Source organism: Kribbella sp. NPDC055110 (genome assembly GCF_053607525.1).
The window spans coordinates 40,518-56,872 of the sequence record NZ_JBSGTS010000002.1 but is presented as its reverse complement, the minus strand read 5'-3'; the positions used below and the strand labels follow the sequence as shown (position 1 = coordinate 56,872).

The following is a 16,355-nucleotide window of genomic DNA, read 5'->3' as shown; positions in this document are numbered from 1 at the left end:
TACAGGCAGGTGGTCGACTACCAGGGGATGTGGACGGTGACGCGTTCGCGGAGTTGCTCGCTGAGCAGCCACAGCTCACCGGTCGCGGGCCAGTACGAGAGGTTCTCGGTGTTCTTCGGCGCTTTGGTCCAGACCGTTGTCGACTCACCGCCGACGCCACGATGGAGGCAGCTCGGGTAGTCGATCCCGTCGCCGATGTTCCCGGCGTACTCCGGACACACGCCGGTGATCACGAAGCTGTTGTTGTACGACGTCGCGCCCTGCATCCCCCACACGGGCGAGTCGAACGCCTCGACCGCGTGCACGACCCCGTCGGAACCCGCACGGAGCAGACCGGTCGACTCGTCGAGCGGCCAGCGAACGATCCGCCCGCCGCCCCGCGTCGTGTGCTCCACTGCCACGAACGATCCTGTCCCGCCGTGGTCGATCCCGAGCGATGCGAAGCACGGCTTGGTCCCGGTCGTGTTCGCACAGCCGCCACCGGCGTACCAGTACGCACCGACCTGCGGCAGCGCGAACGCGTGCCACAACGCATGATACTTGCCGTCGGCGCCTAGTCCGACCTCGCCGGTACTCGTGTCCGTGCGCCAGATGTGCCGCAGGTCGAACACCCGCAGGACCGATCCGCCGGTCGCGACCACCAGCATGTTCCCGGACCAGAACAACCCGTGCCCGTGCCCGGCGACCGCCTGGAAGTTCCCGTCCGCGGTCGGTTCGACGAGCAGCACGTGCCGGTACTTGTTCGTCGCCAGGTCCAGGAACGACACCCGGATCGCCGTGTCGTCGCTGTTGTGCCAGCTCGCGACCACGACCCGGCGCGCCCCGCCGGCCGGCTGTGCATCGCCGGAACCGCTGACGCCCTGCGGAACCCAGACGTTCTCGTCGTCGTCCTCGCCGTCCTGCCAGCAGAATCCTTGTGGATTGAGCGAGGCGTTCAGGTACGTCTCGTGGCACAGCGCGCGCCCGGTCCGGTTGGACGCGGCGAGCACCTCGGTGACGCCGACCGGTGCGAGTGGCGGCTTGGTCTCCAGTTGCGCGACGCGGGCGCCGTAGGTCGCGAACGTGTCACCTGACACGAGCTGGAAGCCGCTCGCATCGATGCGTGGGAAGGTTGCCGCCGCCTGCGCAGGCGTCGGGACGAGCACGCCGATCAGGAGGGCGGCCGTCAGGAACAAACGGCTGATCCGCATGTCTTCGATAATGATTGACAAGGCGGTGAGATGTCCTGGTGGTACGGCGTGGCGGGCCGTTGACATCGCCTGGTGCGCGGACCAACGTGGAGGGATCGTGGCCCGGGGAGGGGCCCGCCGTATTGGGGGGACGATGTCTCAACCACGCACGACCAAACGCCCAGCCAGCAAAACAGCAGCCAGCAAGACAGCTGCCAAGAAAACAGCAGCTAAGAAGACCGCAGCGAAGAGGACGGCGGCCAGCAAGTCGGCCGCGCGTGGGTCGGTGGTGCGGGAAGCAGTCGGGGCGGACGCAGCGACCGCTGTCCCGTTGCCGGACTTCCTCGACGCGGCCGGAACGCTGACGCTCGACCAGCGGAAACTCCTGGTGGAGCAGGCGCTTGTGCTGCTCAGTGAGAACTACGTGCACCTGCCACTGAAGGTCGCGATGCACGCCGTCAACCCGTTGCAGCGGCTGCGGGTGATGCGCGCGCGGATGGACCGTTTGACGACGGAGACGATGGAGGACGAGTGGCTGTTCCATCGCGAGATGTCGAGCATCTTCCACTCGGTCCGCGACCTGCACACCAACTACCTGCTGCCGGTGCCGTTCGCCGGGAAGATCGCGTTCCTGCCGTTCATGATCGAGAAGTGCTACGACGCCGACGGCCCTGACAGCACAGAGCACTATCTGATCTCCCGCACGATCACCGGCTACGAAGCCCCGCAGTTCGGTCCCGGCGCCGAGGTGACGCATTGGAACGGTACGCCGATCGCTCGCGCGGTCGCCCTCAACGGCGCCGTGTTCGCCGGTAGCAACAACGCCGCCAACCTGGCCCGCGGCCTGGAGTCGCTGACGCTGCGCCCGCTGGTCATCCAGGCTCCGCCCGACGAGGACTGGGTGACCCTGACGTACGTCGGCCTCGACGGCTCGAACCAGGAACTGCGCGAGCAGTGGAAGGTCACCACGAACCTTCCGCCGATGACGGACCTCGACGCGGTCAGCGAGGCGTCCGCGTTGATGGGTCTCGACCTAGACTCCGACGAGAAGTCGCGCGCGAAGAAAGCGCTGTATGTCCGCGACGTCGTCGACCTGGAACGCGGCCAGAGCTCGGCCGAGCTGGCTGCCCCGGCCGCGGTCGCCGGCGCGGATCTGCCGACCACGATGCCCGGTGTGTTCCGGGCCCGTGAGGTCGTGACGCCGTCCGGGGCGTTCGGGCACCTGCGGATCTTCACGTTCAGCGTGCCGGACCCGGTCGCGTTCCGGGACGAGTTCGTCCGGCTGGCCGCGGTGCTGCCGCAGAACGGCCTGATCGTGGACGTCCGGGACAACGGCGGCGGGCACATCTACGCGAGCGAGTTCACCCTGCAGACGATGACACCGCGGCGGGTCGCGCCGGAGCCGGTGCAGTTCATCAGCTCGCCGCTCAACCTGCGGATCTGCCGCCGGCACCAGGACAACCCGGCCGGGATCGACCTCGGTCCGTGGTTCGACTCGCTGGACCTGGCGATCGAGACCGGCGCGCAGTACTCGGCGGCGAAACCGATCACGCCCGAGGACGGGGCGAACGACGTCGGCCAGACGTACCACGGACCCGTCGTGCTGATCACCGACGCCCGGGTCTACTCGGCGACCGACATCTTCGCGGCCGGGTTCGCCGACCACGAGATCGGTGTCATCCTCGGCGTCGACGACAACACCGGCGCAGGCGGCGCGAACGTCTGGACGCACGGTCTGCTCGCGCAACTGCTGAACGAACCGCCGCCACCCGACGAGACCTCGCCGTACGTCGCGCTGCCGAACGGCGCGAACCTGCGGGTCGCGATCCGGCGCACCCTGCGGGTCGGCAAGCTCGCCGGTACGCCGGTCGAGGACCTCGGCGTCAAGCCGCAGGAGACGCACCGGATGACCAGGGCCGACCTGCTCGAGGGCAACGTCGACCTGCTGAACAAGGCCGGTGAGCTGCTCGCCGCGCTGCCGGTCCGCCGGCTCGACCTGAAGACCACGCTGAGCGGTACGACGCTCACGGTCGACATAGATGCCCAAGGCATCGACCGGGTCGACCTGTACGTCGACGGCCGCCCGATCAGCTCCGAGGACTACACCGGCTCGCTGAGCATCGACATCCTCGAGGTGAACCCCGGACAACTCCTCCGCGCCGACGGCTACGACGCGGACGAACTCGTCGCATCCAGACGGCAGGTCGTCTAGGCGGACGCCCGACACTCACCAACCTCGCGCGAATCGGGTCCCGGCGGCCTGGACGAGCGTGGCGCGCGTCGCGTCCGGCGGGTTGGTGAGTGGCGCAGGTCCGCTAAGTTCAACGCATGCCGATCCTCCACCTGACCGCCGACGAACAGGGGATGCTCGGCGGTCGGGACGGGGAGGGTGTCGCGCTCGCGATGCGGGTGGTGGTCGGTCAGGCGCGGATCTCGGACGCGCCGCGGCTGGTCGAGATCACGTCGGCGCACGTCGACTCGTGCCTGTACCACGGTCAGGTCAGCCTGGACTTCGCGCACCGCCTCGTCGACCTGGGCGCCCGCGTGCGCGTGCCGACGACGCTGAACGTGGGTTCGACCGACCTCGTCCATCCAGGCCTCGTCCGCGATCACGAGCTCGCGGCGGCGGGGCGGGAGCTGATGGCGGCGTACGTCGATCTCGGTTGTACGTCGACGTTCACCTGCGCCCCGTACCAGCTCCCGAATCGCCCGGCGCTCGGTGAGCACATCGCGTGGGCGGAGTCGAACGCGATCGTGTTCGCGAACTCGGTCCTCGGCGCGCGCACGGATCGGTACGGCGACTTCCTCGACGTCTGCGCGGCGATCACCGGACGAGCGCCGTACGCCGGGCTGCAGACTCCCGAGGCGCGGCGGGGGACTGTGGTGTTCGACTGCCGTCCGCTGGGCGACTTCCTCCGAAACGACCTGGCGTACCCGTTGCTCGGCCACCACATCGGATCGGTGGTCGGCGCCGAGATCCCTGTCCTGGTGGGGATTCCGGCCGATGTAGGGGAGGACGACCTGAAGGCGCTCGGCGCGGCGGCCGCGTCAGCCGGCGGTGTGGCGTTGTTCCACGCGGTCGGCGTCACGCCGGAGGCGCAGACCTCGGTCGACGGCCTGCCGGTGCGAGTGGTTGACCTCGAGATACTGCAGCGCGTCCGACGCGAGTTGTCGTCGGCCGCCTCGGAGCTGGATGCGGTCAGCGTCGGTACGCCGCATGCGTCGTACGCCGAGTGCGTCCGGCTGTCCGAGCTGGTCGTGGGACCGCCCTTGAAGTTGCCGTTCTACCTGTCGACCGCTCGCGCGACACGGGAGCGCCTGGCAGCAAGCGGCGTACTGCAGGTGTTGGAGGCTGCGGGTGTGACCGTCGTCGTGGACACCTGCACGTACGTCACGGCGATCCTGTCGCCCACCTGGAAGTACGTGATGACGAACTCGGGCAAATGGGCGCACTACGCACCCGGCAACCTCAACGTCGCCGCGATCCTCGGCTCGCTGACCGAATGCGTCGCGTCCGCCCGCGCCGGCCACGTGGTCCTCGACGCATGATCATCCACGGCCGAACCCTCCACCCCGGCACCGCTTCGGGTACGCCGATCCGCCTCACCGCGCCGTTGTCGTTCTGGGGAGGCACCGACAACGAGGGCCGTATCGTCGACGCGCATCACCCGCAGTGCGGCGCCGTCCTCACCGGCCGCATCCTCCTGATGGAATCCGGCCGCGGCTCCAGCTCCGCGTCGAGCGTCCTCGCCGAACAGATCCGCGCCCGCACCGCGCCCGCCGCCATCATCCTGTCCCGCCCCGATCCGATCATCCCGCTCGGCGCCCTCATCGCCGCCGAGCTGTACGACCTCCACCTCCCGGTCGTGGTCGCGCCGTACGACGCCATCCCCGCCGACGCCTTCGTGCAGGTCGCAGCGGACGGCACGATCACCTGGTGACCGGCCGGCGCATCAGTACGACGGTTGCCGCGAACAGGACCGCGCACGCGGTGAGCGCGAGCGGGAGTGTGGTGAGTCGGGCGATCGCGGAGATGGTGACACCGCAGACGATCTCGCCCAGGTACTCGAGCTGCGCGAGGAACGAGTGCGTGGTCGCGCGGATGTCGGCGGTCGTACGGGCATTGACCCAGATCGTGCTGATGACGCGAGTGAGCGGCGTGACGATCCCGTTCAGCAGTACGACGGCGATCGCGCCGACGACCGGATCGCGGGCGAACGCGAGCAGCAGCATCGCCAGCACTCCGACGAGGGCGGCCAACGCGTAGTCGGTCGCGGCGTGTGCGCCGTTGATCCGGTTCGTGACGAGCCGCAGTACGACGGCGCCGACGACCAGGCCGGTGACGCCGAGGGCGGTGAACCAGACGATCGGGTCCGGCGCCGTGGGCAGGCCCAGGTCGAGAAGTTGCTTCTGGGTAAGACGTCCGGCGGCATCGGAGGCGCCGTTGACGAGGAAGGTCGCGGCGAAGATCAGCAGGATCGCGCGGCTCCGTCGTACCAGCGTGACGCCGCGGCGGAACGTGCTCCAGGACGTCGACCAGCGGGCGGTCCGGGCCGGGACGAAGTTGTGTTCGGTGAAGCGGAACGCGACGTACAGCGCGAGCGCCGCCATAGCCCCGCCGGCGATCACGATGGTGAGGTCGCGCCGGGTCGCCCACGCGAGCAGCCCGAGGAGGACGAGACCGGTCGCCGCACCGGTCAGCTGCGCGCGGGCGGCCCGCGCGAGGACGAGGTTGATCTCGTCCGGACGGGACAGTTCGTCGGTGATCAACGCGACGTCGGATCCGCTCGCGAACGTCCACGAGATGCCCCACAGGACCTGGGTCGCGAGCAACGTGGGGAACGACGAGAACAGCCCGGTCGCGAGCATCGCCGTACCATCAGCAGTTGCGAGATCACCAGCGACCACTTGCGGCTGATGGTGTCGGCGATGACGCCGGCAGGTACTTCGAAGACGAGCGCGAACGCACTCTGCACGGACCCGATCAGCACGAGTTCGGCGGGGGAGAGCCCGGCGTCGACGACCAGATAGACGCTGGTCACCAACCACCAGCCGTTGTGCAGGACTGCCCGCATCCACGTCCACCGGATGAAGACCGTCACCATGCGAGCACTCTCCCGAGGCCGGCAGCCCGCGTCGACCGATTTAGCCGGGGCCTTCAGAGTGCTCAGCGTCACAGTGGAAAACGAATGACCGTTCTTGATCTGAGGGTGGCGCGAGGCGCAGGGTGGATTTCAGAGAACGAGCGTTCGGTTTGATGTGGGGGTCGGCATGGCGCAGGTGACTCTGGAGCGGGTAGGGCAGCCGAATCTGCCGGAGCTGGGGCGGCAGCGCGGCGGGACCTGGCGGATCGTCAAGGAGATCGCCCTGCTCGCCGCGCTGTTCGGGGTCTACAACCTCGGCCGCTTCCTGTCCGCCGAGCATGCGGGCTCGGCGTTCAGGCACGCGGACGAGCTGATCCGCTGGGAGGCTTGGCTCCGGCTGCCGAGCGAGGCGACGTTCCAGCACCACGCGCTGAAGATCGACGGCCTCGCCCAGCTCGCCAACGTGTTCTACGCGAGCGTGCACTTCCCGCTGACCGCGGTCGTGCTGCTCTGGTTGCTGATCCGCCGCCCGGCCGAGTACGGGAAGGCGCGCTGGGCGCTCGCGTCACTGACCGGGCTGGCGTTGATCGGGCACATGTTCTTCCCGCTCGCCCCGCCGCGGATGATGCCGGGGTGGGTGGACACGGGGGTGCAGCTCGGTCAGTCGGTCTACGGACCGAGCACGCACTCCGGGGTCGCGAACCAGTTCGCCGCGATGCCGAGCCTGCATGTCGGCTGGGCGTTGATGGTCGCGGTCTTCCTGATCCGGGCGACCCGGTCACGCTGGCGCTGGCTGTGGATCGCACATCCGTTGCTCACGTTCACGGTCGTCGTGGTCACCGCGAACCACTACTGGCTGGACGGGTTGGTCGCGATCGCGCTCGCCGTACCGCTGCTCCTGATCTTCGACAGCTCTTCGTCGGCACGGACCAGGAACGGCGCGCGGTCCAGGACCGAGCGGGCCGTCGCCGCGCCGATGTCGAACCAGAGGCCGATCAGCTCGAGCCGGCCCTGATCCTCGGCCGCGCGGACGCACGGGAAACTGCGCAGATTCTCCAGCTGTACGGCGACATTCGCGACCGACAGCTTGTCGGCGGCCGACAACTGCACGCCGGTCGCCGGATCCACGATGTCCTCATACGCGACCGCCCGACGTACGGACGGCTCCAGGTGCCGTAACCAGTTCTGCAGTCCCGATCCTTCGGGTGCGTCGGCGGCGAGCGCGGCAGCCGCGGCGCCGCAGGAGGAATGACCGCAGACCACGATCGACTTCACCCCGAGTACGTCGACCGCGTACTCGATCGCGGCGTCGACCGAACTGCTGTTCGATCCCTTCGGCGGCACCAGATTCCCGATGTTCCGCACGCAGAACTGGTCACCCGGCCCGCTGGTCGTGATCATCGTCGGCACGATTCGCGAGTCCGCGCACGTGATGAAGAGATGTGCGGGTTGTTGCCCCTCGGCCGCGAGTTTCGCGAGCAACGCCCGGATCGGCACGTCGTCCAGTTCATCGGCGGATCCGGCGCGGTGCACCTCGACGGAGCCGCCGCGCGCGATGTGCCCGCGCCGCCAGTCCTCGATCGCCTCGAACGCCGCGTGGTCCAGATGATCCACCGTGAGATCGACCCGAACCGTCGCACCGGTTGGGATCGACCGCAGTGTCCGCACCAGCGACGCGACCCCGAGGAACACGAGCGCGCCACGGATCCGTACCGTCCACACGCCGTCGGCTTCGGTCGCCGTCACGGTCGCCCGCGCGAGCCGGTACAGCACGCGGGCGAGAGCGAGCACCAGACCGAGGAGCACGCCTTCGGCCAGTCCCAGTACGCCGACGCCGACCGCGGTCACGACGTACACGAGTAACTCGTCATGCCGCCGCAGCGTGCGGATATGGGCGAGCTGCACGAGGCGCAGTCCGGTGACGAGGAGGACGCCGGCCAGCGCGGCCATCGGGATCAGTTCGAGCATCGCCCCCGCCGCGAGCACGAAGACAGCGATCCACAGGCCGTGCAGGATCGCGGACGCGCGGGTCCGGGCGCCTGCCGCGACGTTCGTCGACGAGCGCACGATCACGCCGGTGACCGGCATCCCGCCGAGCGCCCCGGACACCGCGTTCGCAGCGCCCTGGCCGATCAGCTCGCGATCGAGATTGCTCCGCCGACCGCGATGAAGCTTGTCGACGGCAACGGCCGACAGCAACGACTCGACGCTGGCGACGAGCGCGACGGTCATTACGGCGGTCGCGATCTCGAGCGGCGTGCCCTTCGGCATCACCGGAAGGATCAGACTCTGCAGCGGGTTGTCCGGCAGGCCGACCCGCGTCACGTCGGGCATGGTGACGGCTGCCAGTGCGGTGACCGCGACAACGGCGACGAGTGGTGCCGGAATCACCTTTACTTTAGGGATTCGCGGCCAGGTGAGCACGATCGCGACCGTGAGTACGCCGACCAGGACCGAGTGACCGTGGTGCGTGATCAGCTGCGCGGGAAGCGCGGTCACGTTGGAGACCAACGAGCTCTGGGCCTTGCCGCCGAGCACAACATGCAACTGCTGGACAGCGATCGTGACACCGATCCCGGCGAGCATGCCGTGCACGACGGCGGGGGAGAGGGACAGTGCCAGTCGCCCGATTCGGGTGACTCCCAGCAGGATCTGCAACAGGCCGGCCGCGCAGGTGATTGCGGCGGTCGCGGCCCAGCCGAACTGGGTGATGAGTCCGGCGACGACAACGGTCAGGCCGGCGGCCGGGCCGCTGACTTGGAGCGGGGAGCCGCCGAGCGCGCCGGCGACGACACCGCCGACCACAGCGGCCACCAGGCCGGCGATCAGCGGGGCGCCGGACGCGGCGGCGATTCCTAGCGAAAGCGGTACAGCGATGAGGAAGACCACCAGCGAGGCCGGTAGGTCATGGTGGAGAACCGTCTTCCAGAGACTGGACGACGGTGGGGAATGGGAAGTGGTCGGCACGGGGTCCTCCGGCGTCGGTGCTCAGGGCAACTGCTCGGGCATCAGGCGTCGAAACAAAGAGTGTCGATCTAGTTACTCATCGTACTGACCGGATCAAGCCCACAACAGCGATCGGCCGAAATCGTTGCCCCCGGCTCCGAGCCGGTCCGAAGATGACGATCACTCACCGAATCGGCGTCCGGTCGCCGCACGTAGACTCACGGCTGACGAGCCGAACTGAGGAGTCACGTGGAGCTGGAACTGTCCGGGAAGACCGCGGTGGTCACCGGTGCGAGCAAAGGGATCGGGCTGGCGTGTGTCGAGGCGCTGGCGCGCGAGGGTGCGGTGGTCGTCGGCATCTCGCGCGACGCCGGCAACCTGGCGAAGGCGCAGGAGGAGCTCGCCGCGAAGGGCCTGAGCTTCACCGCCGAAGCGGTCGATCTGACCGACGCCGACGCGACGCGGGCCGCCTTCGAGCGGATCGGCGTACCGGACATCATGATCAACTGCGCGGGTGCGGCCCGCCGGACGCCGGTCGACGAGCTGGACAGTACGGCGCTGCACGCCGCGATGAACGCGAAGTACTTCACGTACATGCACGCGACCGAGGCCGTCATCCGCGGCATGGCGGAACGCGGCAGCGGCGCGGTCGTGAACGTCGTCGGCCAGGGCGGTCGCGCGGCGAACCCGTTGCACATCGGCGGCGGCGCGGCCAACGCCGCGCTGATGCTGGCGTCCGTCGGCTACGCGAAGGCGTACGCGAGCCGGGGCGTCCGGGTGAACGTGATCAACCCGGGCATGACCCGCACCGGTCGTGTCGACGAAGGACTCGAGGCCGCGGTCCGCGCGACCGGCAGGCCGAAGGACGAACTGCTGGCCGAGATGACCAAGGAGATCCCGATGGGCCGGGCCGGCGAGCCGCACGAGGTCGCCGACGTCGCGATCTTCCTCGCCTCACCCCGAGCCAGCTACGTCACCGCCTCAATCATCACCATGGACGGCGCAACCACCGCAGGCATCTGATTCACACAATTCCGTCGGTTGGTCGTTGACCTGGGGTCGAGAACGGCGTCACCGGACGCTCCTGCGGTACGCCGTCGACGGTGATGTCGACGTTCTCGTTGAAGAACGCGACATGGCCGGCGATGGGCAGCAGCGGCGCGGTCGGGAAGTCGTAGGACCAGGCGACGTCCGGTATCGAGGGGACCGACCAGTACGCCGACGTACGTCCCTTGTACGGGCACGCCGTGACGGTGTCGGACGGGGTGAGGTGCTCGAGCTGGACGGACGTTTTCGGGAAGTAGTAGCGCGGTGGCAGCCCGGTCTCGAAAACGATGACGGTCGCGGTGGAGTCGGCGAGGAGCCGGCCGCCGGCTGAGACTGTGAGGTGGCGGGTGGACTTGATCGCGTCGACGCGGGAGTACGGGTTGCGGGGATGGACGAAGACTTCCTCGTCCTCCTCGAACCAGCTGTCCAGGGCGTCCCACTGGAAGCGGACGCGGTCCTTCGCGACGCCGTCGTCGTACACCCAGGCCTTGCCGACGCCCGCGGTGTGCACTCGCGCGACACCGTGCGCGAACGTCTTGGTCTCGCCGGTGTCGGTCAGCAGCCCGTCGGCGACGTCCGCGAGCGGGACGTAGTACTGCGGGTACGGCGGGAACTCCCAGAGGTAGATCGCGTCCGTCGTGTCGAGGACGACGCGGTCGTCGAGCATCGCGCGGATCCGCCGCGGGACCGGCGCGGTGCCGCCGGGCGGGATCAGAGGTTCGGGATAGGTGCTCATTCGTCAAGTAAAGCGCGGGGCCGGCCCTGGTGGTGCCGGCCCCGCGGTCTCTGTGACCGGATCAGACGGTGATCCAGTCGATGTCGGCGATGTAACCGCTCGGGTTGCTGACCTTGATCGCGTTCGATCCGGCGGTCAGCTTCATCGGGAGGTAGGTGACCTGCGGCGTACCCCAGTCGTTGTCGCCGAGGCCGTGGTAGTTCACCCAGTAGCTGTCGGTGCCGTTGACCGTCAGCATGCTCTGCCGGCTGGTGTCACCGTCGGTGTACGCGATCTTCACCAGGTACGTGCCCGTGGTCGGCACGGTGATGCTGTTCAGCGTCACCGAGGCGTCGTACCCGATGTTGCCGATCTTCGCGCCACCCGAGCACAGGGTGCAGCCCGAGATGCCGGCGTTCCCGGTCAGTGTGCTCGTCGACGCCTCGGCCTCGTAGCGCACCGGCCCGCCGGACTTCGAGGTGTACATGGTGATCCCCGCGCTCGCGTCCGACGTACGGCCGGACTTCACACCCTTCACCGTGAACGTGTACTGCGTCTGCGGCTGCAGCCCACCCACCACGACGCTCGGCTTCGTGCTCGTCGCAACCTGCTTGCCGTTGGCGAACACCTGGTACGACGACGCGCGCGAGCTCGGCCGCCAGTTCAGCGACACCGTCGTACGGCTGACGTCCGTCGCGGTCAGATCAGCCGGGATACTCACCGGGACGTTTCCAGGTGTGATCTTGTAGAGCTTCGAACCATGTGCGGGCAATGCCGCCGAGACCTGACCGGTGACGTCGCGGGTGTCCTGGTTCGCCCAGATGTCGCGGACCGTGGCCTTCCCGCCGATGCCGAGCTGGTCGAAGTTGCCGGTCACGGTGGCAGGTGCGTCGGCCAGGTTGAACAGGGCGACCGTCGTACTGCCGTCGGCGTTCTGTGCGTACCAGACCTGCTGCAGCTGGTCCTGGTTCAGTGGACGGGCCGGGTTGCCGGACTGGTCGATCGCGATGACCTCGCGGTTCGTCAGCAGCTTCAGGCCGTACGCGTCCAGCTTGGTCAGGTCGTCGCCGGCGAACAGCGGCGCGGAGTTGATCGCCCAGAACGTCATGTAGGACTGGCGTTCCGCGTCGGTCAGGCCGTCCATCGCGCCGACGCCGACGTTGATCGCGTCCAGGTTGTTCCAGTGACCCGGCCCGGCGTCGTCGATCCACTGCGGCAGGTCCCACCAACGGGCCTTCACCGAGCTGTCCCATTTGACGATCGTGTCGCAGTAGCACTCGACGTCGGTGTCGATCCGCCAGCCGTTCGAGTTCTGCTTCCACACGTCGGCGTACCGGTGGCTGAGCGACCAGGACAGCGTGTACTGCATCGGCCGGCCGGCGTTCTGCACCGCGCGCCACCAGGCCTCGACGTCCTCGGTGTTGTTGTGGTTCGGGTCGTCCGGCGCGCCCTTCCAGGAGCCGGGACCGACGCCGTCCATCTTGATGAAGTCGACGCCCCAGGACGCGAACAGTTTCGCGATCGAGTCGGCGTACTTCTGCGCGCAGGGACTCGCGTAGTTGATCTTGTACGCCGCGTCCCAGCCGTTGGTCTTGCGCAGGTCCGGGTACACGATGTCGCGCGTGAAGCAGCCCGGTGCGTCGTAGATCGGCGTGTTGCCGTCGCGGTAGACGTCCGTGCCGAGGCCGACGGTCGTGTAGATGCCGAACTTCAGCCCGAGCTTGTGGATGTCGTCGCCGACCGCCTTCATACCGCGCGGGAACCGCTTCGCCATCGCGACCGGACGGCCGTACTCGTCACCGCCGTCCTGCCAGCCGGCGTCGACGTTGATGTACTCGTAGCCGTACGGCTTGAGCTTCGTGGCCAGGGCGTTCGCCTGGGTGAGGATGTTCTTCTCGCTGATGAAGCTGCCGGGGCCGTCGGGATTGACGCCCGGGTAGTTCGTCGACTGCAGACTCCAGCTGCTCCAGCCCATGTACGGCTTGGCGGCGATCTGCGGGTAGGCGGGTTTCTGGTCTTGGACTGCATCGGCGGGGGCGGTCACGGCTGCTGTCGACACCAGGGCGAGGGCAGCCAGGACGAGCGTCGTACGACGTCTCAAGGACATGAAAACGTTCCTCCTGGGGAGGAGTGAGCGGACGTCGTCGAGCCTAGGCAGGGTTAATTTACGCAGTCAAGTATTGAGGCTCTGTTACTTCGTGTGACAGGACTGCCATCGAACCTTGATCAACTTCGCCCCGCCCCCCGGTCGTCGTACCAGCAACGGGCCGGCTCGTGAGGATGCCGGCCGGAAGCAGGAGGGGGTTCCGTCATCGTGAACACAAGGAAACTCGGCCGGACGGCGGTCGCCGCGGCCGGGGCGGCCGGTCTGGTCGTCATCGCAGCAGTTGGTGCCTCGGCGGCATCATCGCCGCCGCCTTTGAAATTGGTTGCTGGAGGCACCGATGTGACAGTGGCCAGTTTCGAGGACTACGGCGTCGACCTGGACCTCGGTACGCATGTGGTGGCCGGCAACGCGCCGATCGAGGTGCGCGCCACGCGGGCGTCGTACAGCTCGCCGGTCATCGCGACGCAGTACGTGCACGGCAAGGCGGTCCGGCAGTTGCCGAAGGGGCTCGTCACGGACTTCTCCGGTCTCGGGAAGTTCCTGCACGTCACGCTCACCAACGCGGCCGGCAAGAAGGTGCTCGAGCAGGACCAGGCGCTCTGCCTGAACGGGGACGGGTCGCGGACCCGTCCGGATGCCCCGGCAACCTCGCCGTACCCGGACGGTTGTACGGCGAACCCGTTCACCCAGGGCGCCGTGTGGGGACTGCAGACCGGGTGGTCGTCGCGGACGTACGGCGGTGGTGATCCGGTGCAGCTTGCCGTCGGCAAGTACAAGGCGACGGTGACCGTGAACAAGGCGTACCGGGACTTCTTCAAGATCCCCGCGAAGGACTCGTCGGTGAAGCTGAACGTGACGGTCCAGAAGTCCGACGCCTCCGGGGCTCAGAAGCTGAGCGCGAGTTCGGCTGCGCCGAGGCCGAACGCGGCGCGCCCGACCGGCAAGGCGAGTGTGCCGAAGGGCCCGAAGCCCGACCTGCGGCCGGTGCCGGCCTGGGGGATCGTGACCGCGCCGGGCGACGAAGGTACGCCGGACGCGAACAAGGACTTCCTGCAGTTCTCTGCGACCGTGTGGAACGCAGGCCCGTCGCCGCTGGTGCTGGACGGGTTCCGGCGGCAGGGCAAGGACCTGATGGACGCGTACCAGTACTTCTACGACGCACAGGGCAAGCAGGTCGGGTACCAGAACACCGGGACGCTGGAGTGGGACGGCCGAGACGGTCACAACCACTGGCACTTCACCGACTTCGCCCGCTACAGCCTGCTGAACGCCAAGCAGACCGAGGTGGTACGCAGTCAGAAGGAGGCGTTCTGCCTGGCCGCGACGGACTCCATCGACTACACGGTGAAGAACGCGAACTGGCACCCGGACAACACCGACCTGCACACCGCCTGCGGTGATCACGGCTCGCTGTCGGTCCGTGAGGTCCTGGACGTCGGCTCCGGCGACACCTACGTGCAGTCGCTGCCCGGCCAGTCCTTCGACATCACAAACCTGGCGAACGGCACGTACTACGTCCAGGTGACGGCCAACCCGGAGAACCGGCTGTTCGAGTCCAGCACGAAGAACAACGTCGCCCTCCGCAAGGTGGTCCTCGGCGGCACCAAGCACCACCGCACCGTCAAGGTGCTCCCGGTCGGCGTCATCACAACGCCCTGACCCCAACTTTGAGAACCCACCAACCAAATCTCGTCACGAAAAATGGTTGGTGGGTTCTCAAAGATCAGTGGTGTTGGGCGCGGCGGCGGGTGCGGGCGGGGCGTAGGTGGGAGTCGGTGCGGGCGTGTTGGCGGCGGCCTAGCGTGAACGGGCGCGAGGTGCGGCTCGGGAGTGGGATGCTCGGGGCCGACAGGTGGATCTCCGACTGCTGGAGGTTGAGGCGGATCGGGACCTGGTGCCAGGGGGAGCGCGTCCGGACCAGTACCAGCCGGAGTCGGCCGTCGCGCCGTAGCCGGAGCCCGATCGCGACCGTTGCCACCGCTGGAACCAGGCCTGCGATCATCAGCGCCGAGCGGGCGCCGAAGTGCTGGGCCAGGAACCCGACCAGCGGCCCGCCGATCGCGCCGCCCCCGATGAAGACCAGGTTGTAGATCCCGGACACCCGGCCGCGCAGGCCGTCCGGCGTGGTCAGCTGGACCATCGACTGGGCCGCGGTCAGGAACATCAGCGTCGCCATTCCCATCGACGCCAGCACCGGGATGAACGTCCACAACGAGGGCTGGATCGCGGCCAGTACCTCGGTGATCGTGAGCAGGCACGCGATACCGATCAGGTTGCGCAGGCGGGTCGGCCGGACGCGGCGGGCCGAGAGCAGCGCGCCCGCCAGGGCCCCGAACGCGACGACCGAGTTCAGTACGCCGTACCCCGAAGCGCCGGTGTGGAAGACCCGGTCGGCGAACGCGGTCAGCGTCACCGGCAGGCTGATGCAGAACATCCCGTAGATCCCCACCAGCGCGATCGCCCAGCGGACGGCCGGCTCGTGGAACGCGTACCGTACGCCGTCCCGCAGCCCGTCCCGGATCCGCATCCCGGCACTCGCCTTACGCGCGGCGTGAAACCCGGGCATCTCGGACTCGCGCATCCGCAGCAGCGCGCTGATCGACGCGAAGAACGTCAGCCCGTTGAGCGCGAACGCCCAGCCGGCGCCGATCGTGCCGAGCAGCAGACCGCCGAGCGCGGGGCCGATCAGGCTGCCGAGCTGGAACGTCGATGACACCATGCTGATCGCGTTCCGGACCGTGTCGCGCGGGACGAGTTCGGTGACGAACGACTGCCGGGTCGGGTTGTCGACCGCGGTCGCGAGACCGAGGACGAAGGCCATCGTGTAGACGTGCCAGACCTGGACGTGACCGGTGAACGCGGTCAGCGCGAGGATGCCGGCACAGGAGCCCATCGTGATCTGCGTGACGAGCAGGATCTTCCGCTTCGGGAAGCGGTCCGCGATCACGCCGCCGTACAGACCGAGCACGAGGGTCGGGAGGAACTGCAGCGCGGTCGTGATGCCGACCGCGGTGGCGCTGCCGGTGAGCGTGAGCACCAGCCAGTCCTGCGCGATGCGCTGGATCCAGCCGCCGGTCGAACTGACGAGCAGTCCGCTCACCAGGAGGCGGAAGTTGCGGACCCGCAGTGCGCTGAAGGTTTCCTTGAATCCGGGCCGGCGCGCTTGCGTCTCCCGGAGCTTGCTGGAGTCGGTGGAGCGGTGCAGATGGAAGTCGGTGGACGGGACAGAACCGGAGGTGGCCCGGGTGGTCAAGAGCGATCCCTACGCGAGTGGACTGTCAGGGGAG

11 protein-coding genes and 1 pseudogene are annotated in these 16,355 nt (G+C 68.2%); 6 read left to right on the top strand and 6 right to left on the bottom strand.

All coding sequences use genetic code 11. The features are described 5' to 3' along the window. Positions 1-17 precede the first annotated feature (17 nt). Complete coding sequence (locus ACWF0M_RS03205) at positions 18-1,190, bottom strand: hypothetical protein (RefSeq protein WP_452233959.1); 1,173 nt, start codon at positions 1,188-1,190, stop codon at positions 18-20. A gap of 133 nt (positions 1,191-1,323) precedes the next feature. Between ACWF0M_RS03205 and ACWF0M_RS03200 the strand changes: the two genes are divergently transcribed. The 3 genes from ACWF0M_RS03200 (at position 1,324) to ACWF0M_RS03190 (ending at position 5,110) form a co-directional block, all read left to right on the top strand. Beyond that, entirely contained in the window at positions 1,324-3,381 is a 2,058-nt protein-coding gene (locus ACWF0M_RS03200; protein WP_452233958.1) for a S41 family peptidase, read from the top strand. Between the two features lie 116 nt (positions 3,382-3,497). Further along, positions 3,498-4,718 (top strand): aconitase X, encoded by a 1,221-nt coding sequence (locus tag ACWF0M_RS03195; RefSeq protein WP_452233957.1) that lies wholly within the window; start codon positions 3,498-3,500, stop codon positions 4,716-4,718. Then, entirely contained in the window at positions 4,715-5,110 is a 396-nt protein-coding gene (locus ACWF0M_RS03190; RefSeq protein ID WP_452233956.1) for an aconitase X swivel domain-containing protein, read from the top strand. The genes ACWF0M_RS03195 and ACWF0M_RS03190 overlap by 4 nt, the downstream gene beginning before the upstream one ends. Here ACWF0M_RS03190 and ACWF0M_RS03185 read toward each other — a convergent pair. After that, on the bottom strand, positions 5,100-6,038 hold the full coding sequence (locus ACWF0M_RS03185) for an MFS transporter (protein ID WP_452233955.1): 939 nt from the start codon (positions 6,036-6,038) through the stop codon (positions 5,100-5,102). The genes ACWF0M_RS03190 and ACWF0M_RS03185 overlap by 11 nt on opposite strands. 402 nt (positions 6,039-6,440) lie before the next feature. On the opposite strand from ACWF0M_RS03185, the gene ACWF0M_RS03180 reads away from it, so the two are divergent. After that, complete coding sequence (locus ACWF0M_RS03180) at positions 6,441-7,268, top strand: phosphatase PAP2 family protein (RefSeq protein WP_452233954.1); 828 nt, start codon at positions 6,441-6,443, stop codon at positions 7,266-7,268. Positions 7,269-7,282: 14 nt separating this feature from the next. Here the strand turns inward: ACWF0M_RS03180 and ACWF0M_RS03175 are convergent. Further along, positions 7,283-9,220, bottom strand: a pseudogene (locus tag ACWF0M_RS03175) (bifunctional SulP family inorganic anion transporter/carbonic anhydrase); the annotation flags it as partial. 228 nt (positions 9,221-9,448) lie between these two features. Here ACWF0M_RS03175 and ACWF0M_RS03170 point away from each other — a divergent pair. Beyond that, positions 9,449-10,222 carry an SDR family NAD(P)-dependent oxidoreductase gene (locus ACWF0M_RS03170; RefSeq protein WP_452233953.1) on the top strand — a complete coding sequence of 258 codons (774 nt, stop codon included), beginning with the start codon at positions 9,449-9,451 and terminating at the stop codon, positions 10,220-10,222. A gap of 1 nt (position 10,223) precedes the next feature. Here the strand turns inward: ACWF0M_RS03170 and ACWF0M_RS03165 are convergent, their stop codons facing one another. Both ACWF0M_RS03165 and ACWF0M_RS03160 read right to left on the bottom strand, forming a co-directional pair. Continuing rightward, on the bottom strand, positions 10,224-10,982 hold the full coding sequence (locus tag ACWF0M_RS03165; protein ID WP_452233952.1) for a DUF427 domain-containing protein: 759 nt from the start codon (positions 10,980-10,982) through the stop codon (positions 10,224-10,226). Positions 10,983-11,043: 61 nt separating this feature from the next. Further along, positions 11,044-13,068: a fibronectin type III domain-containing protein gene (locus ACWF0M_RS03160; protein WP_452233951.1), complete on the bottom strand. Its 2,025-nt coding sequence runs from the start codon at positions 13,066-13,068 to the stop codon at positions 11,044-11,046. Between the two features lie 207 nt (positions 13,069-13,275). Here ACWF0M_RS03160 and ACWF0M_RS03155 point away from each other — a divergent pair, with 207 nt between their 5' ends. Then, a complete protein-coding gene (locus tag ACWF0M_RS03155; RefSeq protein ID WP_452233950.1) occupies positions 13,276-14,727 on the top strand; it encodes a lysyl oxidase family protein in 1,452 nt (483 codons plus the stop codon). 64 nt (positions 14,728-14,791) lie between these two features. Here ACWF0M_RS03155 and ACWF0M_RS03150 read toward each other — a convergent pair whose 3' ends face one another. Further along, positions 14,792-16,321 (bottom strand): MFS transporter, encoded by a 1,530-nt coding sequence (locus ACWF0M_RS03150; protein ID WP_452233949.1) that lies wholly within the window; start codon positions 16,319-16,321, stop codon positions 14,792-14,794. Positions 16,322-16,355 lie beyond the last annotated feature (34 nt).

What these genes read in the sequence shown, in the direction of transcription:
- ACWF0M_RS03205 (WP_452233959.1), bottom strand. Translation starts at nt 1,190, where the DNA reads ATGCGGATCAGCCGTTTGTTCCTGACGGCCGCCCTCCTGATCGGCGTG.
- ACWF0M_RS03200 (WP_452233958.1), top strand. Translation starts at nt 1,324, where the DNA reads ATGTCTCAACCACGCACGACCAAACGCCCAGCCAGCAAAACAGCAGCC.
- ACWF0M_RS03195 (WP_452233957.1), top strand. Translation starts at nt 3,498, where the DNA reads ATGCCGATCCTCCACCTGACCGCCGACGAACAGGGGATGCTCGGCGGT.
- ACWF0M_RS03190 (WP_452233956.1), top strand. Translation starts at nt 4,715, where the DNA reads ATGATCATCCACGGCCGAACCCTCCACCCCGGCACCGCTTCGGGTACG.
- ACWF0M_RS03185 (WP_452233955.1), bottom strand. Translation starts at nt 6,038, where the DNA reads ATGCTCGCGACCGGGCTGTTCTCGTCGTTCCCCACGTTGCTCGCGACC.
- ACWF0M_RS03180 (WP_452233954.1), top strand. Translation starts at nt 6,441, where the DNA reads ATGGCGCAGGTGACTCTGGAGCGGGTAGGGCAGCCGAATCTGCCGGAG.
- ACWF0M_RS03165 (WP_452233952.1), bottom strand. Translation starts at nt 10,982, where the DNA reads ATGAGCACCTATCCCGAACCTCTGATCCCGCCCGGCGGCACCGCGCCG.
- ACWF0M_RS03160 (WP_452233951.1), bottom strand. Translation starts at nt 13,068, where the DNA reads ATGTCCTTGAGACGTCGTACGACGCTCGTCCTGGCTGCCCTCGCCCTG.